The 20254-nt window shown below is 74.4% G+C and carries 22 protein-coding genes; 12 read left to right on the plus strand and 10 right to left on the minus strand.

All coding sequences use genetic code 11. The features are described from left to right. Window positions 1-42: 42 nt before the first annotated feature. The 5 genes from ACF1BN_RS22480 to ACF1BN_RS22500 all read left to right on the plus strand — a co-directional run bounded on the left by ACF1BN_RS22480 (window position 43) and on the right by ACF1BN_RS22500 (window position 4560). Window positions 43-369, plus strand: coding sequence for a TlpA family protein disulfide reductase (locus ACF1BN_RS22480; protein WP_392333371.1), 327 nt, complete (start codon window positions 43-45; stop codon window positions 367-369). A gap of 215 nt (window positions 370-584) precedes the next feature. Next, window positions 585-1109, plus strand: a complete 525-nt coding sequence (locus ACF1BN_RS22485) for a flavin reductase family protein (protein WP_392333372.1) — start codon at window positions 585-587, stop codon at window positions 1107-1109. A 199-nt stretch (window positions 1110-1308) separates the two neighbouring features. Then, window positions 1309-2094 carry an electron transfer flavoprotein subunit beta/FixA family protein gene (locus tag ACF1BN_RS22490; protein WP_392333373.1) on the plus strand — a complete coding sequence of 262 codons (786 nt, stop codon included), beginning with the start codon at window positions 1309-1311 and terminating at the stop codon, window positions 2092-2094. 57 nt (window positions 2095-2151) lie between these two features. Further along, window positions 2152-3114: an electron transfer flavoprotein subunit alpha/FixB family protein gene (locus ACF1BN_RS22495; protein ID WP_392333374.1), complete on the plus strand. Its 963-nt coding sequence runs from the start codon at window positions 2152-2154 to the stop codon at window positions 3112-3114. 156 nt (window positions 3115-3270) lie between these two features. Continuing rightward, complete coding sequence (locus ACF1BN_RS22500; RefSeq protein WP_392333375.1) at window positions 3271-4560, plus strand: DUF6986 family protein; 1290 nt, start codon at window positions 3271-3273, stop codon at window positions 4558-4560. A gap of 6 nt (window positions 4561-4566) precedes the next feature. Here ACF1BN_RS22500 and ACF1BN_RS22505 read toward each other — a convergent pair whose 3' ends face one another. Next, a complete protein-coding gene (locus ACF1BN_RS22505; RefSeq protein WP_392333376.1) occupies window positions 4567-5613 on the minus strand; it encodes a LacI family DNA-binding transcriptional regulator in 1047 nt (348 codons plus the stop codon). Between the two features lie 173 nt (window positions 5614-5786). On the opposite strand from ACF1BN_RS22505, the gene ACF1BN_RS22510 reads away from it, so the two are divergent. Beyond that, window positions 5787-6746, plus strand: coding sequence for an ROK family protein (locus ACF1BN_RS22510; protein ID WP_392333377.1), 960 nt, complete (start codon window positions 5787-5789; stop codon window positions 6744-6746). A 13-nt stretch (window positions 6747-6759) separates the two neighbouring features. On the opposite strand, the gene ACF1BN_RS22515 is transcribed toward ACF1BN_RS22510, so the two are convergent. Continuing rightward, window positions 6760-6960, minus strand: a complete 201-nt coding sequence (locus ACF1BN_RS22515; RefSeq protein ID WP_392333378.1) for a hypothetical protein — start codon at window positions 6958-6960, stop codon at window positions 6760-6762. A gap of 137 nt (window positions 6961-7097) precedes the next feature. Between ACF1BN_RS22515 and ACF1BN_RS22520 the strand changes: the two genes are divergently transcribed. Further along, window positions 7098-8135 carry an NUDIX domain-containing protein gene (locus ACF1BN_RS22520; RefSeq protein WP_392333379.1) on the plus strand — a complete coding sequence of 346 codons (1038 nt, stop codon included), beginning with the start codon at window positions 7098-7100 and terminating at the stop codon, window positions 8133-8135. 10 nt (window positions 8136-8145) lie between these two features. On the opposite strand, the gene ACF1BN_RS22525 is transcribed toward ACF1BN_RS22520, so the two are convergent. Together ACF1BN_RS22525 and ACF1BN_RS22530 are read right to left on the minus strand one after the other, a co-directional pair. Next, window positions 8146-8832: an MBL fold metallo-hydrolase gene (locus ACF1BN_RS22525; protein WP_392333380.1), complete on the minus strand. Its 687-nt coding sequence runs from the start codon at window positions 8830-8832 to the stop codon at window positions 8146-8148. A gap of 118 nt (window positions 8833-8950) precedes the next feature. After that, window positions 8951-10318: a dipeptidase gene (locus tag ACF1BN_RS22530; RefSeq protein WP_392333381.1), complete on the minus strand. Its 1368-nt coding sequence runs from the start codon at window positions 10316-10318 to the stop codon at window positions 8951-8953. A 415-nt stretch (window positions 10319-10733) separates the two neighbouring features. On the opposite strand from ACF1BN_RS22530, the gene ACF1BN_RS22535 reads away from it, so the two are divergent. After that, window positions 10734-12029: a geranylgeranyl reductase family protein gene (locus ACF1BN_RS22535; protein ID WP_392333469.1), complete on the plus strand. Its 1296-nt coding sequence runs from the start codon at window positions 10734-10736 to the stop codon at window positions 12027-12029. 94 nt (window positions 12030-12123) lie between these two features. Here the strand turns inward: ACF1BN_RS22535 and ACF1BN_RS22540 are convergent, their stop codons facing one another. Further along, the gene (locus ACF1BN_RS22540; protein ID WP_392333470.1) at window positions 12124-12564 is read right to left on the minus strand and encodes a nitroreductase family deazaflavin-dependent oxidoreductase; all 441 of its coding nucleotides are present in this window, start codon (window positions 12562-12564) and stop codon (window positions 12124-12126) included. A gap of 204 nt (window positions 12565-12768) precedes the next feature. On the opposite strand from ACF1BN_RS22540, the gene ACF1BN_RS22545 reads away from it, so the two are divergent. The 3 genes from ACF1BN_RS22545 to ACF1BN_RS22555 all read left to right on the plus strand — a co-directional run bounded on the left by ACF1BN_RS22545 (window position 12769) and on the right by ACF1BN_RS22555 (window position 15826). Continuing rightward, the gene (locus tag ACF1BN_RS22545) at window positions 12769-13479 is read left to right on the plus strand and encodes a TetR/AcrR family transcriptional regulator (RefSeq protein ID WP_392333382.1); all 711 of its coding nucleotides are present in this window, start codon (window positions 12769-12771) and stop codon (window positions 13477-13479) included. A gap of 260 nt (window positions 13480-13739) precedes the next feature. After that, the gene (locus ACF1BN_RS22550; RefSeq protein WP_392333383.1) at window positions 13740-14966 is read left to right on the plus strand and encodes an ROK family protein; all 1227 of its coding nucleotides are present in this window, start codon (window positions 13740-13742) and stop codon (window positions 14964-14966) included. A gap of 89 nt (window positions 14967-15055) precedes the next feature. Further along, complete coding sequence (locus tag ACF1BN_RS22555) at window positions 15056-15826, plus strand: SAM-dependent methyltransferase (RefSeq protein WP_392333384.1); 771 nt, start codon at window positions 15056-15058, stop codon at window positions 15824-15826. 141 nt (window positions 15827-15967) lie between these two features. Here ACF1BN_RS22555 and ACF1BN_RS22560 read toward each other — a convergent pair whose 3' ends face one another. Continuing rightward, complete coding sequence (locus ACF1BN_RS22560) at window positions 15968-16546, minus strand: ATP-binding protein (RefSeq protein WP_392333385.1); 579 nt, start codon at window positions 16544-16546, stop codon at window positions 15968-15970. A gap of 189 nt (window positions 16547-16735) precedes the next feature. Beyond that, window positions 16736-17053 carry a hypothetical protein gene (locus ACF1BN_RS22565; protein ID WP_392333386.1) on the minus strand — a complete coding sequence of 106 codons (318 nt, stop codon included), beginning with the start codon at window positions 17051-17053 and terminating at the stop codon, window positions 16736-16738. Between the two features lie 193 nt (window positions 17054-17246). Between ACF1BN_RS22565 and ACF1BN_RS22570 the strand changes: the two genes are divergently transcribed. Further along, entirely contained in the window at window positions 17247-18374 is a 1128-nt protein-coding gene (locus ACF1BN_RS22570; protein WP_392333387.1) for a PLP-dependent cysteine synthase family protein, read from the plus strand. Here ACF1BN_RS22570 and ACF1BN_RS22575 read toward each other — a convergent pair. The 3 genes from ACF1BN_RS22575 to ACF1BN_RS22585 all read right to left on the minus strand — a co-directional run bounded on the left by ACF1BN_RS22575 (window position 18316) and on the right by ACF1BN_RS22585 (window position 20182). Then, the gene (locus ACF1BN_RS22575) at window positions 18316-18834 is read right to left on the minus strand and encodes an SRPBCC family protein (RefSeq protein ID WP_392333388.1); all 519 of its coding nucleotides are present in this window, start codon (window positions 18832-18834) and stop codon (window positions 18316-18318) included. The two genes, ACF1BN_RS22570 and ACF1BN_RS22575, sit on opposite strands and share 59 nt — an antisense overlap. 86 nt (window positions 18835-18920) lie before the next feature. Next, the gene (locus ACF1BN_RS22580) at window positions 18921-19367 is read right to left on the minus strand and encodes an SRPBCC family protein (RefSeq protein WP_392333389.1); all 447 of its coding nucleotides are present in this window, start codon (window positions 19365-19367) and stop codon (window positions 18921-18923) included. Next, window positions 19364-20182, minus strand: coding sequence for a DeoR/GlpR family DNA-binding transcription regulator (locus ACF1BN_RS22585; RefSeq protein WP_392333390.1), 819 nt, complete (start codon window positions 20180-20182; stop codon window positions 19364-19366). Before ACF1BN_RS22585 ends, ACF1BN_RS22580 begins: the two co-directional genes overlap by 4 nt. Window positions 20183-20254: the final 72 nt, after the last annotated feature.

The following is a 20254-nucleotide window of genomic DNA, read 5'->3' on the forward strand; positions in this document are numbered from 1 at the left end:
GCTGCAACCGGGGACAGCGGCGCGCGGGAGCGGGGGACAGGGATGACGGCGGACACCACGGAACGGCTCGGGCCGGGGCAGCTCGGCGGCGCGGAGCTGGGGGAGCGGGCCACCCTCGTCCAGTTCTCCACCGCCTTCTGCCAGCCCTGTCGCGCCACCCGCCGCACCCTCGCCGAGGTGGCCGCGATGGTGCCGGGCGTCGCCCACGTGGAGATCGACGCCGAGGAGCGCCTCGGCCTCGTCCGCGCGCTGGGGATCACCCGTACCCCCACCGTCCTCGTCCTCGACGCGGCCGGCCGGATCGTCCGCAGGGCCGCGGGGCAGCCCCGCAGGGCCGACGTCATCGCCGCCCTCGGTCACGCGCTGTGAGCGTCCCCGGCGGTCTGACGCGGTGACACATCTCCCACATCCCGGTACGCACTTGACCCGGACCGTCACCCGTCGTCACCCTGACGGAGTGACCGGTGAACTCCTTCTCTACGGCCGGGCCCATGTGGACCTGGGCCGTCATGCGAGCGCGCGCTGTCCGGGTGTCTGAGACCCCAGGACCCCGCTCCATGCCGCCCCGCACGAAGGACAACTCCATGACGGTTTCGCCCGAGCTCCGCACCGTACCCACGATCGGCGCCCCCAGGTCCGCCTCCCCGGACCTGCTCCGCTCCGTCTTCCGCCGCCACGCCGCCGGCGTGGCCGTGATCACCGCCCACGGGGAGCGCCCCGTCGGATTCACCGCCACCTCGCTCAACTCCGTCGCGGCCGACCCGCCGCTGATCTCCTTCGGTGTGGGCACCGGTTCCTCCAGCTGGCCCGTGGTCGCCGAGGCCGACCACATCGGCGTGCACATACTGGGCGACCACCAGGAGGAGCTGGCGACCACCTTCGCGCGCAGCGGCGCCGACCGGTTCGCGGAGCCGACCCGCTGGCGCCGGGGCCCTGAGGGCGTGCCCGTGCTCGACGGCGTCCTGGCCTGGCTGGTCTGCCGGGTGGTGGCACGGGTGCCCGCCGGCGACCACCGGATCGTCATAGCGCAGGCGGTGGCGGGCGACCCGGAGGGCGCGGGCCGTCCCCTGCTCTACCACCACGGGCGCTTCAACGCGCTGCGGGACTGAGGGTTCCCGTGACGCCCGCGCTCGCCGCGTTGTCAAGGTCACATTCCTGAGCGCTTGCTCAATGGTCACGAACTGGGTGTACTGGCGAGTAATATCTGGTCGGGGCGTCCGGCGCCCCGACCGGGAAACCCGCCCTTCAGGCGCCTATGCTGCGAGCAACAAGGCAGCCCAGTTATGACGATGCAGTAGGAGAGCCGGCGTGAGCTTGAGGATCGTTGTCTGTGTGAAGTACGTGCCGGACGCCACTGGCGACCGGAAGTTCGCCGACGACCTGACGGTCGACCGCGAGGACGTCGACGGTCTCCTGTCGGAGCTCGACGAGTACGCGGTCGAGCAGGCGCTGCAGATCGCCGAGGAGGCGGACGACGCCGAGGTCACCGTCCTCACCGTCGGCCCCGAGGACGCGCGCGACGCGCTGCGCAAGGCGCTGTCGATGGGCGCCGACAAGGCCGTCCACGTCGACGACGAGGACATCCACGGCTCGGACGTCATGGCCACCTCCCTGGTGCTCGCCAAGGCGATCGAGAAGACCGGCTACGACCTGGTCATCGCCGGCATGGCCTCCACCGACGGCACCATGGGCGTCCTCCCGGCGATCCTGGCCGAGCGCCTGGGCGTCCCGCAGGTCACCCTGCTCTCCGAGGTCAAGGTCGAGGACGGCAAGGTGACGGGCCGCCGTGACGGCGACACCGCCTCCGAGACGCTTCAGGCCTCCCTCCCGGCCGTCGTCTCCGTGACGGACCAGTCGGGCGAGGCCCGCTACCCGTCCTTCAAGGGCATCATGGCCGCCAAGAAGAAGCCGGTCGAGGAGCTGGAGCTCGACGACCTGGAGTTCGACGCGGACGAGGTCGGCCTGGAGGGTTCCTGGACCGCCGTGGACTCCGCCGACGAGCGTCCGGCGCGCACCGCGGGCACGATCGTCAAGGACGAGGGCGAGGGCGGCAAGCAGCTCGCCGAGTACCTCGCGAGCCAGAAGTTCATCTGAGGCTCCCGCGAGCCGCCGAGACCGCCCCCTTTTTCGTTCGCAGGAGATTGAAGTCCCATGGCTGAGATTCTCGTCTTCGTCGACCACGTCGACGGATCCGTCCGCAAGCCCACCCTGGAGCTGCTGACCCTCGCCCGCCGCATCGGTGAGCCGGTCGCCGTCGCGCTGGGCAACGGCGCCGCCGACACCGCCGCCGTCCTCGGCGAGCACGGTGCCACCCGCGTCCTGACGGCCGAGGCCGCCGAGTTCGCCGACTACCTGGTCGTCCCGAAGGTCGACGCCCTCCAGGCCGCCTACGAGGCCGTGTCCCCGGCCGCCGTGCTGGTCCCGTCCTCCGCCGAGGGCAAGGAGATCGCGGCCCGCCTCGCGGTCCGCATCGGCTCCGGCATCATCACCGACGCCGTGGACCTGGAGGCCGGTGACGAGGGCCCGATCGCGACGCAGTCCGCGTTCGCCGCCTCGTACACGACCAGGTCCCGTGTCTCCAAAGGCACCCCGGTCATCACCGTCAAGCCGAACTCCGCCCCGGTCGAGGCGGCCCCGGCCGCCGGCGCCGTCGAGGCCCTCGCGGTCTCCTTCGGCGAGCTGGCCACCGGCACCAAGGTGACCGCCCGCACCCCGCGCGAGTCCACCGGCCGCCCGGAGCTGACCGAGGCCGCGATCGTGGTCTCCGGCGGCCGCGGCGTCAACGGCGCCGAGAACTTCGCGGTCATCGAGGCCCTCGCCGACTCGCTCGGCGCGGCCGTCGGCGCCTCCCGCGCCGCCGTCGACGCCGGCTGGTACCCGCACTCCAACCAGGTCGGCCAGACCGGCAAGTCGGTCTCCCCGCAGCTGTACATCGCCGCGGGCATCTCCGGCGCGATCCAGCACCGCGCCGGCATGCAGACCTCGAAGACCATCGTCGCCATCAACAAGGACGCCGAGGCGCCGATCTTCGACCTCGTCGACTACGGCGTGGTGGGCGACCTCTTCGACGTCGTCCCGGTCCTGACCCAGGAGGTCCAGACCCGCAAGGGCTGACGACCAGCGCTTCCGCAGGTCCCGGGGGCCGCACGGCGAGTTTCGCCGTGCGGCCCCCGGCCGTTTCGGACAACCATTGACGCAGGTCCCGGCGGACTACTAACTTCACTATACGGATTATTGATTCCGTGCAGCGGAAAACAGGAGGGAACAGGGATGGGTCAGCAGGAGAAGGTGTCGACGAGCCTCGCGGGCGCGGTCAGCGAGGGCATCAGCTCCTCCCTCGCCGCGGTGGACGCCGAGCTCGACCGCCGCTACCCGGGTGACCCCGGCACCCGCCAGCCCGTCCACACCGTCTACGTCCCCGGCAACGTCTTCGACGCCGGCACCATCCGCTCCTGGGGCGACCAGGCCCTCGCCGCGCTCGACGAGCACGCCCCGGACGCGGCCTCCTTCGCCGCCGTCCTCGGCCTCTCCGACGACCTCGCGCAGGACGTGTACACCCGCGTGCGGACCAAGCTGGAGCGCGAGCCCATCGAGGACCTGCGCGTCGACTTCGAGGACGGCTACGCCGGCGCGGACGAGGACCAGGACGCGGCCCGCGCCGCGCGCCTGATCAACGAGGCGTACGCGCAGGGCACCGCCGCCCCGTACATGGGCATCCGGATGAAGTGCATGGAGGCCGCCGTCCGCGACCGCGGCATCCGCACCACGGACGTCTTCCTCACCGGCCTCCTGGAGAGCGGCGGCCTGCCCGACGGGCTCGTCCTCACCCTCCCCAAGGTCACCTACCCCGAGCAGGTCACCGCCTTCGTCCGGCTCCTCGAAGCCTTCGAGAAGGCCCACGGCCTCGACGCCGGCCGCCTCGGCTTCGAGATCCAGATCGAGACCAGCCAGTCCATCCTCGCCGCCGACGGCACCGCCGCCGTCGCCCGCATGATCGACGCCGCCGAGGGCCGCGCCACCGGCCTCCACTACGGCACCTTCGACTACAGCGCCTGCCTCGGCGTCTCCGCCGCCTACCAGGCCAGCGACCACCCGGCCGCCGACCACGCCAAGGCGATCATGCAGGTCGCCGCCGCCGGCACCGGCGTACGCGTCTCCGACGGCTCCACCAACGTCCTCCCGGTCGGCTCGACCGCCCACGTCCACGAGGCGTGGAGGCTCCACTACGGCCTCACCCGCCGCGCCCTGGCCCGCGCCTACTACCAGGGCTGGGACATGCACCCGGGCCACATCCCGACCCGCTACGCCGCGGTCTTCGCCTTCTACCGCGAGGGCTTCGAGACCGCCGCCAAGCGCCTCTCGGCCTACGCCAACCACGCCGGCGGCGACGTGATGGACGAGCCCGCCACCGCCAAGGCGCTCTCCTCCTACCTGCTGCGCGGCCTCCAGTGCGGCGCGCTCGACACCGCCGAGGTCGACGCCCTCACCGGCATGACCCGCGCCGCCCTGGAGCGCTTCGCCGCCCCGCGCCGCGGCGACCTCACGGCCAGCGCCGGCTGACCCCGCTCAGCGGGACGGCGGAGGCACCTCGCCCGAACCCCGGGCGAGGAGCCGCGTCCCGATGACGACCCGACGGGGCGGCTCGGCCGCCCCGTCCAGGCGCCGGAACAACTGCTCGGCGGCGGTCCTGCCGAGCGCCGCCGGGTCCTGCGCGATCACCGTGACGCCCAGCACGTCGCCGAGTTCGACGTCGTCGAAGCCGACCAGCGCCACCGGCGCCCCGCCGCCGCGGGCGGTCCGCCCGGCGAGCACCCGCACGGCGGTGACGGTGACCCGGTTGTTGCCCGCGAAGAGCGCCGTGACCGGGTCCGGCCCGGAGAGCATCCCGGCGAGCGCCGCCGCCACCCGCTCCGGATCCGTGGAGCCCGGCGCCACCCACCGCTCGTCGACCGGCAGCCCCGCGTCCTCCATCGCCGCCCGGTAGCCGCGCAGCCGCTCCGCCGCGGTGTGGATCCGCGGCCGGTCGCCGACGAAGCCGATCCGCCGGTGCCCGTGGGCGACGAGGTGCGCCACCCCGGCCCTGGCCCCGCCGAAGCTGTCCGAGAGGACGGCGTCCGCGTCGATGAGCCCGGCCGGGCGGTCGGCGAAGACCGTCGCCACGCCCGCCCGTATCTCCGGCTCCAGATAGCGGTGGTCGTCCCCGGCCGGGATCACGATCAGCCCGTCCACCCGGCGCGCGCACAGCGTCAGCGCCAACTCCTGCTCGCGCTCCGGGTCCTCCGCGCTCGAACCGTTGATCAGCAGGGTGTCGTGCGCCCGCGCGACCTCCTCCACGGCCCGGCTGAGCTGCCCGTAGAACGGGTCGGCCAGGTCCTCCAGGACGAGCCCGATGGTCGCGGTGCGCCCCTTCCGCAGCACCCGCGCGCTGTCGTTGCGGCGGAAGCCGAGCGCGTCGATCGCCTCACGGACCCGCCGCTCGGTCTCGGGGGTGACCCCCGGCTCGCCGTTCACGACCCGCGAGACGGTCTTGAGGCCGACGCCGGCCCGGGCGGCCACGTCCTTCATCGTGGGCCGGTTGCCGTAGCGGGGCTCGGAGCGGGTGGTCTCGGCCACGGTGCGGGGTTCCTCCGTTGTGGGGTGCCGGCGGGCGCCGTCCGGCGGATCATGCGCCTCCGGAGCGAGCATAGAGCCTGGAAAACGTTGTCAGAGCTGGCCGTCCAGGTTCCCGTTCCCGCACGGCCGGTACGGGTCGGAGGCCGCGCGCGGCGGCGTGAGAACCTACCCGCATGCCCACCACCCCCGCGCCCGCCTCAGGCCCGGCCCGCGGCCCCGTCGCCGCGCTCGACATCGGCGGCACCAAGATCGCCGGGGCGCTGGTCGACGCCGGAGGGCGGATCCTGGCCCGCACCCGGCGCCCCACCCCGGCCCGGGAGGACGCGGAGACGGTGCTGGGCGCGGTCGGCGAGGTGCTCGACGCCCTCGCGACCTCCCCGCTCTGGGACACCGTCGAGGCCGTCGGCATCGGCAGCGCCGGCCCCGTGGACGCCGCCCGGGGCACGGTCAGCCCGGTCAACGTGCCCGGCTGGCGCGACTTCCCCCTGGTCGAGCGGGTCCGGCGGCTCGCCGACGGCCGGCCGGTCACCCTCGTCGGCGACGGCGTCGCCATGACCGCCGCCGAGCACTGGCTCGGAGCCGCCCGGGGGCACTCCGACGCCCTGGGACTGGTCGTCTCGACCGGCGTCGGCGGCGGCCTCGTCCTCGGCGGCCGACTGCACCCCGGTCCCACCGGCAACGCCGGCCACATCGGCCACCTCAGCGTGGAGCTCGACGGCGACCCCTGCGCCTGCGGCGGCCGCGGCTGCGTCGAACGCCTCGCCGCGGGCCCGCACATCGCCCGCCGCGCGCTCGAGGGGGGCTGGCGGCCCGGCCCCGACGGCGACACCTCGGCCGCCGCGGTGGCCGAGGCCGCGCGGGCCGGCCACCCGGCCGCCGTCGCCGCCTTCGAGCGGGCCGCCCGCGCCCTCGCGGCCGCCATCGCCGCCACCGCGCACCTGGTGGAGATCGACATCGCGGTGATCGGCGGGGGAGTGGCCGGCGCCGGTGACGTCCTCTTCGCCCCGCTCCGGCGCGACCTCGCCGACTACGCCACGCTCTCCTTCGCGCGCGGTCTGACCGTCGTCCCCGCCGCCACCGGCACCGACGCGGGCCTCCTCGGCGCCGCGGCGGCCGCCCACGCGGCGCGCTGACCGGGCGTCGCGCTCACTCGCGTACCGGAGACGCCCGGGGCTCCGCCCGCTCCGGCGCGCGCTGCTCCACCACGACCAGGAAGGTGTCGGACGCCAGGTCCATCACGACCCGCGCCGGCACCCCCTCCTCGCGGCGCGCGCCCGCGTACTCCTCGGCGGGCCAGTGACCCCGCGGCCCGCCCGCCGGAAACCGTTCCAGAACCGTACGGTCCATTTCCGCACCCCCTCGTGCTCGCGTTCTCAACGACGCCCGGGCCGGAAGCGTTACGCGGCGGCCCGGACGTGTGTTCGTGGTTTCCGTGGCAGGGTGTTGCGGGCAAGCCACAGGGGGCCGTCGATGAGGGGGGAATCGTGATCGTCTGGATCAACGGTGCTTTCGGCGCGGGCAAGTCCGGCACCGCGCGCGAACTGGTCGGACTGATCCCGCACAGCACGCTGTACGACCCCGAGGCGACCGGCGGGGAGCTGCGCCGGCTCCTCCCCGCCAAGCGCCTCGCCGAGGTGGACGACTACCAGGACCTGCCCATCTGGCGCCGGCTCGTCGTGGACACGGCCGCCGCTCTGCACGCCGAGGTCGGCGGAGTGCTCGTCGTCCCGATGACGCTGCTCCGGCAGGAGTACCGCGACGAGATCTTCGGCGGCCTCGCCGCCCGCCGGATCGACGTCCGGCATGTGCTCCTGGCACCGGAGGAAACGATCCTGCGGAGTCGTATCGACGGACGCGCCGACCACGGCGACCCGGACGTCGACGCCGAGGTCCGCCGCTGGTGCCACAACCACCTCCCCGCCTACCGGGAGGCCGTCGCCGGCTGGCTCGGCGCCGACGCCCACGCCGTCGACACCACGGCGCTCACCGTCGCCGAGACCGCCCGGGCCGTCGCCGACGCGGTCCAGGGCGGCCTCGCGGGCCCCTGCGGCATCGTCCAGACGCCGGAACCCACCCGCGAGACCCTGGCCGCCGGCGTCCTCCTCTTCGACGAGCGGGACCGCTTCCTCCTCGTCGACCCCACCTACAAACCCGGCTGGGAGTTCCCCGGCGGCGTCGTCGAGGCGGGCGAGCCGCCCGCCCGCGCCGGGATGCGCGAGGTCGCCGAGGAGATCGGCCTGGAACTCGACACCGTCCCCCGGCTGCTCCTCGTCGACTGGGAACGCCCCCAGCCACCCGGCTTCGGCGGCCTCCGGCTCCTCTTCGACGGCGGCCGGCTCGGCGCCCGCGACACCGCCCGGCTGCGGCTCCCCGGCGCCGAACTGCGCGCCTGGCGCTTCGTCACCGAACAGGAGGCCGCCGACCTCCTCCCGCCCGTCCGGTACGACCGCCTCCGTTGGGCCCTGCGCGCACGAGAACGCGGCACCGTGCTCAACCTGGAGGCGGGCGTCCCGGTGGGCTGACCGCCCGCCGTCAGGGCGCGACCGCCGCCGCCGACAGCAGCTCCGCCGTCCCCTCCGTCACCGCCGGCCCGTGCCCGCAGCACAGCACCGAAGGACGCAGCTCCGCCAGCCGGCGCAGCGACGCGAGCGCGAGCGCGCGGTCCACGTGCATCACGCCGAAGGTCACGCCCCGCACCGACGCCACGGTGTCGCCCGCGAAGAGCACGCCGTGGCGGGGGAGATGGACGGCCATCGAGCCCGGCGTGTGCCCGGGCGTGTGGACCGCGACGGCGCCGTCACCGAACCCGAGCGCGTCGCCGTCCTCGACCTCCCGGTCGACCCGCGTCGGGGGCGCCTCCGGGCAGGTGAGGCCGTGCGCCCAGATCGGGCGCTCCCACTCCAACAGGTCGGGGTCGGGCACCGGCAGCTCACCGCGCACGTACGGCGCGTCGAGCCGGTGGGCGACGATCTGCGCGCCGTGCCGGTCCGCCAGCTCCTGCGCCGCGCCCACGTGGTCGCGGTGGCCGTGGGTGAGGACGATCCGGGCCAGCCGGTCCGGATCGAGGCCCGTCGCCCGTATCGCCGCCGTCGTGCGGTCCGCCGCTCCGGCCCAGCCGGCGTCCACCAGGGTCAGTTCCGTGTCGTCCCGCCACAGGTACGCCTGCCCGATCGAGTAGTCGAGCAGGTGCAGCCGGGGCGTGATCCTGAGGGGTTCCATGCGCCGAACGTAGACACCGTCCCCCGGCCGCCGGGAGCTTCTACGCTCTCGGCGAGCTTCGCCCGACGCTGAATCGCCGGAGCGGTCCGCGGGGACCGCTCCGGCGGCTGTCCGGGTGTCAGGCGCGGCGGCCGGCCGCGTAGTTGACGAGGAACAGCGCCTCGGCGACGGAGAGCCGCTCCAGCTCCTCCGGCGAGACGGACTCGTTGACCGCGTGGATCCGCGCCTCCGGCTCGCTCAGACCGATGAGCAGGATCTCCGTCTCCGGGTAGAGCGTGGCGAGCGTGTTGCAGAGCGGGATCGAGCCGCCCATGCCGGCCGCCTGCATCTCCTGACCCGGGTACGCGACCCGCATCGCCTCCGCCATCGACGCGTACGCCGGGCTGGCGGTGTCCGCCTGGAAGGGCTGGCCCTGGCCGACCTGCTCCAGGGTCACGCGCGCGTTCCACGGCGTGTGCGCCTCGATGTGCGCGAACAGCAGCTTGGTCGCCTCGGCCGCGTCCTGGCCGGGCGGCACCCGCAGGCTGATCTGGGCGCGGGCGGTCCGCGGGATCGACGGGGTTGCGCCCGCCACCGGGTGGCAGTCGATGCCGATGACGGTGACGGCCGGACGCGCCCAGATCCGGTCCGCGACCGAGCCGGCGCCCGGCAGGTCCACGCCCGGCAGCACCTTGGCGTCGGCGCGGAACTGCTCCTCCGAGTACTGCAGGCCGTCCCACACGGCGTCGGCCGGCAGGCCGTCGATCACGGTCGAGCCGTCCTCGGCCCGCAGCGAGTCCAGCACCCGGATGAGCGCGGCGAGCGCGTCGGGCGCGGCGCCGCCGAACTGGCCGGAGTGGAGATTGCCCTCCAGCGTGTCGATCTGGACCCGGATCATCGTCATGCCGCGCAGGGTGGCGGTCACCGTCGGCAGCCCGACCCGGAAGTTGCCCGCGTCCCCGATCACGATGGTGTCGGCGGTCAGCAGCTCGGGGTGCTGCTCGGCGTACCGCTCCAGCCCGCCGGTGCCCTGCTCCTCGGAGCCCTCGACGATCATCTTGACGGTCACCGGCACCCCGCCGTTGGCCTTCAGGGCCCGGAGCGCCAGCAGGTGGAGGATGAAGCCGCCCTTGCAGTCGGCGGCGCCGCGCCCGTACCAGCGCCCGTCCTCGCGCTCGGTCAGCCGGAACGGCGGGGTCAGCCACGCCGATTCGTCGAGCTTCGGCTGCACGTCGTAGTGGGCGTAGAGCAGGACGGTCGGCGCGCCCGCCGGGCCGGGCAGCACGCCGTACACCGACTGCGAGCCGTCCGGGGTGTCGAGCAGCGCCACGTCGCGGAAGTCCTCGGCGCGCAGGGCGTCGGCGACCCAGTTCGCGGCGGCCTCGCACTCGCTGCGGGGCGCCACGGCCTCGTCCGCGACCGACTCGAAGGCGACCAGTTCCGCCAGCTCGGTCCTGGCCCGAGGCATCAGGGACCGGACGGTCTCGGCGATCGGATTCGGCGTCATGGGCACGCTCCTCGTGGGTGCGACGTTGAGTGCATGAGGGAGCGAACGGCGTATCTGGTGGTACGGCGATCGCACCGTCGATCCTACGACCGGGCTGCGGCCTACCGAGTCGTAGGATGCGGGAAGCAGACGCCGGTCGGATCAGGAGCAGAAGCACATCGTGAGCAGCGAGCACGCAGAGAACGCCGGTCCGGAGCACACCGAGCCGCTCGTGCCCGGCGGGCCGGCCCCGGCCGCCGGTCCGTCCGACGCGGCGGCGGGCGAGGAGCCCGGCCCCGTCGCGGCGCCGACGGAGGCGGCGGAGGTGACGGAGACGGCGTCGGAGACGCGGACCGACACCGGCACCCGCACCGGCCCGGACGTCGAGGACGGTCTCGACGGTCTCGATCCGGACCGACCCGACGTCTGGGACGTCGTGGTCGTCGGCGCCGGCCCCGCCGGAGCGTCCGCCGCGTACGCGGCGGCCGTCGCCGGCCGCCGGGTGCTGATCCTGGAGAAGGCCGAGCTGCCCCGGTACAAGACCTGCGGCGGCGGCATCATCGGCCCCTCCCGCGACTCCCTCCCGCCCGGCTTCGAACTGCCGCTCCAGGACCGGGTGCACGCCGTCACCTTCTCCCTGGAGGGCCGCTTCGCCCGCACCCGCCGCTCCCGCCGGATGCTCTTCGGGCTCATCAACAGGCCCGAGTTCGACGCCCAGCTCGTCGAGCACGCGCAGAAGGCCGGCGCCCAGCTGCGCACCGGCGCCACCGTGGTCCGGGTGGAACAGCACGGCCCGGCGGTGCCGGACCGGCGGACGGTCGCGGTGGTCCTCGCCGACGGCGAGACCGTGCTGGCGCGGGCCGTGGTCGGCGCGGACGGCAGCGCCAGCCGGATAGGAGCCCATGTCGGGGTGAAGCTCGGCCAGGTCGACCTGGGACTCGAGGCGGAGATCCCGGTGCCGCCGTCGGTGGCGGAGGACTGGAAGGGCCGCATCCTCATCGACTGGGGTCCGATGCCCGGCAGTTACGGCTGGGTGTTCCCGAAGGGCGACACGCTCACGGTCGGCGTCATCTCGGCGCGCGGCGAGGGCGCGGCGACCAAGCGGTACCTGGAGGACTTCGTCGCCCGGCTCGGCCTCGCCGGCTTCGAGCCCACGATCTCCTCGGGCCATCTGACCCGCTGCCGCGCCGACGACTCGCCGCTCTCCCGGGGCCGGGTCCTGGTCTGCGGCGACGCGGCGGGCCTGCTGGAGCCGTGGACCCGTGAGGGCATCTCGTACGCGCTCCGCTCCGGCCGCCTCGCCGGTGAGTGGGCGGTGCGGGTGGCGGAGGCCGGCGACGCCGTGGACGCCCGCCGCCAGGCGCTCAACTACGCCTTCGCGATCAAGGCGGGTCTCGGCGTCGAGATGGCGGTCGGGCGGCGGATGCTCGCCGTCTTCGAGCGTCGTCCGGGGCTGCTGCACGCCGTGATCACCGGCGTCCGGCCGGCCTGGAAGGCGTTCGCGGACATCACGCGGGGCTCGACGACGCTGGCCGGGATGGTCCGCTCGAACGGTCTGGCGCGGCGGGCCCTCGAAGTGCTCGACAAGCGCATGGACACCGAGTCGGGCGTGGGCCCGGCGGGCCGGGGCGTGGGCCGCAGGGACGAGGACGGCACGGCCCGGGAGGGTGCGGCCGGCGACGGCGGCGGCGAGGAGCTCTCCGCCGAGCGGCGGGAGAGCGAGGCGTCCTGACGCGGGCGCCTGTCCGGTGGTGAGGGCCGGTGGTGAGGGCCGGTGGTGAGTGCCGGTGGTGAGGGTGGGTACGGACCGGGGTCCGTACCCACCCTCACGCGTTCGGGGCGGCGGTGATGCGGAAGACGGGGTGCTTCGGCGCGACGGCGCGCAGCTCCTCGTCGGTGGAGTCCGGGCCGACGCCGCCGAAGAAGACGCCGACCTCGGCCTTCCAGCGCTTGAGATAGGCACGCAGCACCTCGACCTTGGCGTCGTCGGCGACCTCGGTCGCCGTGAACGCCTCGACCTGCTTGCCGAGGTGCAGCTCGCCGCCGCCGACCGCCCGCATGTTGCGGGTCCACTGGACGTGGCCGCGCGGGGCGACGAGGTAGCGCTCTCCGTCGAGGGTGAGGACGTTGACCGGGGTGGTCCGCCAGGCGCCGCTCTTGCGGCCCTTCACGGCGAGGACCCGCGAGCCCCAGACGCTGATGCCCCGCCGGGTCAGCCACGCGACGGTGGGGTTCAGGACGTTGACGGTGATCCAGCCGGGCTTCATGACGTGGGCGGGGGTGGTGGACACGGGGGCCTCCTGAGGCGCAGCGTGGATCTGTTTCGGGAGCGATGCTCTTGGTTCGTATCGATTCTCCGAACCGTGAGCACTGCTCTCGCTTGAGAACAGTCTGCACCAGATCGGCGTTCGCGGGCAAGAGCGGTGCTCTCATCTCAGTGCGACGCTCCGAAACATGGCAGACTGCTCTCCATGACCACCGTTCAAGGAGCCCGCGCCCGCGCCCGGATCGAGATCACCGCCGCCATCAAGGACGAGGCCCGCCGACAGCTCGCCGCCGAGGGCGCCGCCAAGCTCTCGCTGCGCGCCGTCGCCCGCGAACTCGGCATGGTGTCCTCCGCGCTCTACCGCTACTTCCCCAGCCGCGACGAACTGCTGACCGCGCTCATCATCGACGCGTACGACTCCGTCGGCGCCGCCGCCGAGGCGGCCCACGCCACCGCCGTACGCGCCCGGCCCCGCGACCACCTCGCCCACTGGACCGGCGTCGGCCGCGCCGTCCGCGCCTGGGCCCTCGCCCACCCCCACGAGTACGCCCTGATCTACGGCTCCCCGGTTCCCGGCTACACCGCCCCGCAGGACACGGTCGGACCGGCCGCCCGGGTCGGCCTGCTGCTGGTCTCGGTCGCCCGCGCCGCGTACCAGGACGAGGGCGTCGCGCTGCCGCCGCTCCCGGACGGCCTCGCCCCGGAGGCGACGCGGCTCGCCGCCGATCTCGCTCCCGACCTGCCGCCGCCGCTCGCCGTCGCCCTCGTCTCCGCCTGGGCCCAGCTCTTCGGCCTGGTCTCCTTCGAGGTCTTCGGCCAGTTCAACCGGGTCGTCGAGGACCGCGACGCCTTCTTCGCCGCCGCCGCCGAACGGCTCGGCCGCGAGACCGGTCTGCTGTCGCGCCCGGGGCGCTGAGCGACGACGGAGGGCCGGCCCCTCACGGGCGGCGCCGCCGGGAGCCCTGCCGTCCACGCGTCGCCGGTGCCGGTCGCCCGGAGCCGGGGAGTGCGGCGGGTGCGCCCCGGGCCCTGGGGGGACACGGCGGGTGCGCCGCGGGCCCTGGGGCACTCGGCGGGTGCGCCCCAGGTCCGGCGCGCGCGGCGGGTCCGCGGCCTCGTCCTGGACGGGTTCGGCCCGGTCCGGCGGGCGGCCCCGATCATGGCAGACTCAGGCGCATGAACGGCAAGGCGACGACGACGCGCACGCGACTCGACAGGGGGCGCGGCGCGCTCGGACCCGCGCTGGAGCTGGTGCACACCGGGCGGGCGCCGACGCGGGCCGTCCTCACCGCCGAGCTCGGGGTCACCCGCGCCACCGCCGGAGCCGTCGCCGCCGAACTGGAGGCCCTCGGGCTGATCCGGGTCGACTCCAACCCGGGGGCCGGCGCGGGTGGGCAGGGCCGGCCCTCGCACCGCCTCGCCGTCGACGACAAGGGACCCGTGGTGCTCGCCGCCCAGGTCCACGCGGACGGTTTCCGGGCCGCGCTGGTCGGGCTCGGCGGCACGCTCGTCGCCACCGTCCCCGGCTCGGTGACGGTCTCCGCCGACCCCGCGCAGGTCCTCGGTGCCGTCGTCGACGCGGGCGCCGCGCTGCTGGAGGAGTCCGGACGGCGCTGCGTCGGCGCGGGACTGGCCGTGCCGTCGGCCGTCGCGGAGCCGGAGGGCACCGCGCTCAACCCGCTCCACCTCGCCTGGCCGGCCGGCGCGCCGGTCCGCCAGATCTTCGCCGACCGGATCCGGGAGGCCGGCATCGAGGGTCCGGCCTTCACCGGCAACGACGTGAACCTCGCCGCGCTCGCCGAGCACCGGCACGGGGCGGGGCGCGGCGCCCGCGACCTGCTCTGCGTGGCCACCGGCCACCGGGGTGTCGGCGGGGCGCTCGTCCTCGACGGGCGGCTCCACACGGGCAGTTCGGGTCTCGCCCTGGAGGTGGGCCATCTGACGGTCAATCCGGACGGCGGCCCCTGCCACTGCGGCGGGCGCGGCTGCCTGGACGTCGAGACCGACCCGCTCGCCTTCCTCACGGTCGCCGGCCGGGCGCCCGGCCCCGAGGTGTCCCTGCTCCAGCAGGCCCGCGACCTGCTCAGGACCGCGCCGGACGACCCGGGGGTGCGCGGCGCGGTGGAGGAGCTGATCGACCGCCTCGGCCTGGGGCTGGCCGGCCTGGTGAACATCCTCAACCCGGACCGGATCATCCTCGGCGGGCTGCACCGCGAGCTGCTCGACGCCGACCCGGAACGGCTGCGCGCGGTCGTCGCCGACCGCAGCCTGTGGGGCCGCAGCGGCGGCGTACCGATCCTGCCCTGCACCCTGGACCACAACAGCCTGGTGGGTGCCGCCGAACTGGCCTGGCAGCCGGTCCTCGACGACCCCCTGGCCGCCCTGGCCGGCGCCCCCGTCTGAACGCGGGGCGCGGACCTGCCGGTCTTCCGGGAGCACGCGCCCGGATATGGAGTGGGCGGGACCGCCCCCGACGGGTAACGTCCCCCTCCATGATCACTTCCGATGCCGAACTCCCGCCCCGCCTGGGCAGCCTCACCTTCCACGGCCCGCTCTCCGAGGAGCGGGCCGAGAGCCTCGTCCGCCGGATCGCCGACTCGGCACCCGCCGACGTCCTCGACATCGGCTGTGGCTGGGGCGAACTGCTGCTCCGGATCCTCGACGCGGCTCCCGGAGCGAAGGGCATCGGCATCGACATCAACGCCGAGGACCTCGCCCGGGGCCGGGACCTCGCGGCGGAGCGCGGTCTCGCGGACCGCGCCGTCCTCGTCGAGGAGTCCGCGCGCGGCAGCGAGCGCGGCCCCGTCGACGCGATCCTCTGCCTCGGCTCCAGCCAGGCCCTGTGCGACCCGGAGCTGCCGCACGATCCCGCGGAGGCGCTGCGCGAGCTGCGCCGGCTGGTCCGGACCGGCGGTCTGGTCGTACTCGGCGAGGGCTTCTGGGAGCGGACGCCGACGGAGGCGGAGCTCGCCGGGATGTGGCCCGACGCGAGCACCGGCGACCACTTCCCGCTGGGGGAGCTCGTCGACCTGGCGATCGCGGCGGGGTTCCGCCCGGCGTGGATCGAGACGGCGAGCCGCGACGAGTGGGAGGCGTTCGAGTCCGGCTACCGGTACGACGTGGAGCTGTGGCTCGCCGCCCACCCGGACCACCCTCAGGCCGCCGAGACCCGCGAGCGGGTCGACCGGCAGCGGGGCTGGTGGCTGAACGGCTACCGGACCGTCCTCGGCATGGCGTACCTGACCCTGGTCGCCGTCGTCTGACCGGCGCCGCACCGTCTGACCGGCGCCGCGCCTTCTGACCGCGCCGCGCCTTCTGACCGGCGCCACCGACCGCAGGTGCCCGCCGTCCGCAGGGCCCCCGACCGAGGGCCCCGACCGCAGGGCCCGCCGGCCGCCGGGACGTCAGGCCCCGGCGCCGCTCGCCGCGAGCGCCGGTGCCTCGACGGGCGTGCTCAGGGGGGCGCCCGCGAGGCGGCTGTACGAGACGATCGGGGCGAGCGGCACGAGGTCGAATCCGAACCCGGCCTCGGCGCCGGCCACGGCCGGTCCGCCGGCGCACGGCGGTGCGGTCAGGGTGAACCAGACGACCTTGCCGCTCGCCCCCCGCGGGCGGACGCCCCAGCTGTCGCTGAGCGCCCCGACGATGGCGAGGCCGCGGCCCGAGGTGGCGAGCGCTTCCGGATCGCCCCACGGGTCCTCGGCGGGGGACTCCGCCGCCGGCGGGATCCGGGGGTCGTTGTCCCGGACCGAGACGGTCAGCCGGTCGAGAAGGAGTTCCAGCTCGACGGTGCAGTCCTTGTCGGGCTGCGCGTGGCGGTGCACATTGCTCAACAGCTCGGTCATTCCCAGTGCGACGGGATCGACCAGATCGTCGAGGTGCCAGTGGCGCAGATGGGCGGCGACGATCCTGCGGATCTGTCCGATCCGCGACGGCAGAGCCTGGAGCTCCACCGCGTAATACCTGCTCGGCTCGCTGATCACGGCTGCGACTCCCCGAAGTGGTCCAGAAGAACACGGAGATTCGGATCTGTCATGCGGTACGGCAGGGTGGCGCACTGAGCACAGTGTCACCACCGTTCCACCCTCAGTGAGGTTCTTCCAGCGTGAACCAGCCGTCACGGCCCCGCAACCCGCCGCGAGCTTCCCCAGGTCAGGGACCCGGCCGGGCGTTCACCTGCCGCCGCCCGCCCGCTTCAGCGCGTCGAGGAAGCGGCCCGCCTGCTCGGCGTCCCGGTCGTCGTCCTCCCCCGCCGCGTCCATGGTCAGGCGGTACCGCGTGCCGTTCACCGTCGCCACCGTCTCGTCCGCCTTCGCGAACCACGGGCGGCCCGCACGCACCGCCTTCACGGGCGCGCTGTCGATCTCGGAGCCGTAGCTCGTCAGCAGGGCGAGCCGGCCGTCCTCGATGCGGACCTCCCCGGCCCGGGTGAGCGAGCGCGGCCAGCGGGCGATGCGTACACCCCTGGCGCTGAACTCCGGTTCCGTCATGCCGGTCCACCCCTTCCGCGTACCCGTCCCTCCCAGTGTGCCGGGCCGTCGGCGCGGGCACCAGGGACCGTCGTCCGACCGTCCCCCAAGCCGATCCTATGGAACGTCAAAGAGAACGTTTGCCCAGGTGAGAGCGGTATCGTCGAGGGTGGGAAGCCAGGGTCCGCCCCGGCGGGACAGCGAGGAGAAACCGTTGAGCACCACCCCTCACACCGTCGACGCCATCGCCACCGTGGACGTCGACCGCAGCGATCGGGCCTACCGCGCGTGGCTGAAGGAGGCCGTCCGCAAGGTCCAGGCCGACGCCAACCGCTCCGCCGACACCCACCTCCTGCGCTTCCCGCTGCCCGAGAAGTGGGGCATCGACCTCTACCTCAAGGACGAGTCCACCCACCCCACCGGCAGCCTCAAGCACCGCCTCGCCCGCTCGCTCTTCCTGTACGCGCTCTGCAACGGCTGGATCCGCCCCGGCAAGCCCGTCATCGAGGCGTCCAGCGGCTCGACCGCCGTCTCCGAGGCGTACTTCGCCAAGCTGATCGGCGTCCCCTTCGTCGCCGTCATGCCCCGCACGACCAGCCCCGAGAAGTGCCGGCTGATCGAATTCCACGGCGGGCAGTGCCACTTCGTCGACGACCCGCGCACGATGTACGAGGAGTCGGCGGCACTCGCGGCCCGCACCGGCGGCCACTACATGGACCAGTTCACCTACGCCGAGCGGGCCACCGACTGGCGCGGCAACAACAACATCGCCGAGTCGATCTACCAGCAGCTGCGCCTGGAGCGGTACCCGGAGCCGGCCTGGATCGTCGCCACCGCCGGCACCGGCGGCACCTCGGCCACCATCGCCCGCTACGTCCACTACACCCAGCAGGACACCCGGATCTGTGTGGCCGACCCGGAGAACTCCTGCTTCTTCGACGGCTGGGTGCACCACGACCCCGACGCCACCTCCGACTGCGGCTCGCGCATCGAGGGCATCGGCCGGCCCCGGATGGAGCCCAGCTTCGTGCCCGGCGCCGTCGACCGGATGATGAAGGTCCCGGACGCGGCGAGCGTCGCCGCCGTCCGCGCCCTGGAGACCGCGATCGGCCGCAAGGCGGGCGGCTCCACCGGCACCGGCCTGTGGAGCGCCTTCAAGATCGTCGCCGAGATGGTCGCCGAGGAGCGCACCGGCAGCGTCGTCACCCTGCTCTGCGACCCCGGGGACCGCTACCTCGACAAGTACTACTCGGACGCCTGGCTGGCCGAGCAGGGCCTCGACATCACCCCGTACGCGGCGGTTGTCGAACGGTTCCTGGCGACGGGCGTCTGGCCGGAGTGAGCCGCCGGTCCAGCAGGGCCGCCGCCCGCCGGAAGGACAGGCCCAGGCCCGGGGCCGCCAGCCGCATCCCCGCGCGGAACGGGGCCGGGCCGTCGGCCGCCATCGTCCAGCGCAGCCGCGTCCCCCGGCCCTGCGGGGCCATGGCCCACTCCTCGGCCAGCGCGGACACGGCCGGCGCGTTGGTGAGGTCGACGCGGTAGGCGTACCGCAGATCCGGCTCGGCGGCGAGGATCGTCTCCTCGAAGCGGACGCCGCCGCGCAGCCGTATCGTGCGGCGCGCCCCGTCGTCCAGGGGGACGGCCGAGGCGACCGGGGTGAACCAGGCGGGCAGGCTGCCGACCTCGACCGCTATCGAGCGGTACACCGCAGGGGGAGGAGCCAGGAGCGTGGCCTCGAAGGCGAGGCGGACGGGCGCGGTGGCGGTGAAGCCGAGCTCCACCGGCCGCAGGCTGCGTGGCATGGACCGGACCTCCGGGAGGGAGCGAGGGGAGCCAGCACCTTAACTGACACCACGTCAGGGCGAAAGCCCGTTCGAGAAGAGTCGGCTCAGTTCCGGCGGCCGTCGCGCAGCAGGCCGTCCAGGGCCCGCCCGAAGACCACCCTCCCGGCCCGCGACAGCACCCCGTCGAAGGCCCTCGGCACCCCCCGTACCGTCAGCTCCTCCGTCCAGACCACGCGCGAGCCGCCGGACTCCGCCGCCACCTCGATCTCCGCCCAGCCGCGCACCAGCCGCCCGTACTTCTCCAGCCGGCACACCCCCGGCCGGTCCCCGAGCGGCGGCTCCCAGCGGGCCACCTCCATCGGGTCGTCGAAGCCCAGCGGGCCGAGTCCGGTGCGCGCGGTGAAGCGCGTACCCACCCGGCTCGGCCCCGGCGTCAGGACCCTCGTCCGGGTCAGCGGCACCTGCCGGCCGTGCGCCGGCCAGTCGGTGAGCCGCCGCCACACCTCATCGCGCCCCAGCGGCACCGAGCGCACCACCCGGAAGCGGCTCACGCCCCCGACTCTCCGGCCACGAGGAGACCCGGTACATGCTCCGCGACCTCGGACCGCACCCCTTCGGCCATGCCCCGGTCCGTCACCCAGGTGTCCACCTCGTCCAGCGTCCCGAACGAACTCAGACCCACCGTCCCCCACTTGGTGTGGTCCGCGACCACCACCACCCGGCGCGCCGCACGGATCAGACAGCCGTTGGTCTCCGCCTCCGCCAGGTTCGGCGTCGACAGACCCGCCTCCACCGAAAGACCGTGCACCCCGAGAAACAGCAGGTCGAAGTGGAGCGAGCGGAGCGCCCGGTCCGCCACCGGACCCACCAGCGCGTCCGACGGCGTCCGCATCCCGCCGGTCAGCACCACGGTCGGCGCCCGCCGGCCCTCGCCCGACGCCGGCCGCGCCTCGTGGAAGACGTCCGCCACCCGGACCGAGTTCGTCACCACGGTCAGGTCCGGCACGTCGAGCAGCCGCCGCGCCAGCGCGTACGTCGTCGTCCCGCCCGAGAGCGCGATCGCCGAACCCGGCACCACCAGCGCCGCCGCCGCCCGCGCGATCTCGTCCTTCGCACTCGGCTCCAGCACCGACTTCGCCTCGAACCCCGGCTCGTGCGTGCTCGGATCCGCCACCGGCACGGCCCCGCCGTGCACCTTCGCGACCACGCCCTGGCGGGCCAGCGCGTCGAGGTCGCGGCGGATCGTCATGTCGGAGACGCCGAGCCGGCGGGTCAGCTCGTTGACCCGCACACCGCCGCGCCGCCGCACCTCGTCGAGGATCAGGGCGCGCCGCTGCTCCGCGAGGAGGTTCTGATTGTCAGTCACCGCCGGGGCCGGTCCTTCCGCAGGAGACGAGGGGATGGCTGTCGGATTCGGTGAGAGACCGTGCGCAGGCAC

Origin of the sequence: Streptomyces sp. NPDC014861, assembly GCF_043081625.1 — a bacterium.
Classification (GTDB): domain Bacteria; phylum Actinomycetota; class Actinomycetes; order Streptomycetales; family Streptomycetaceae; genus Streptomyces.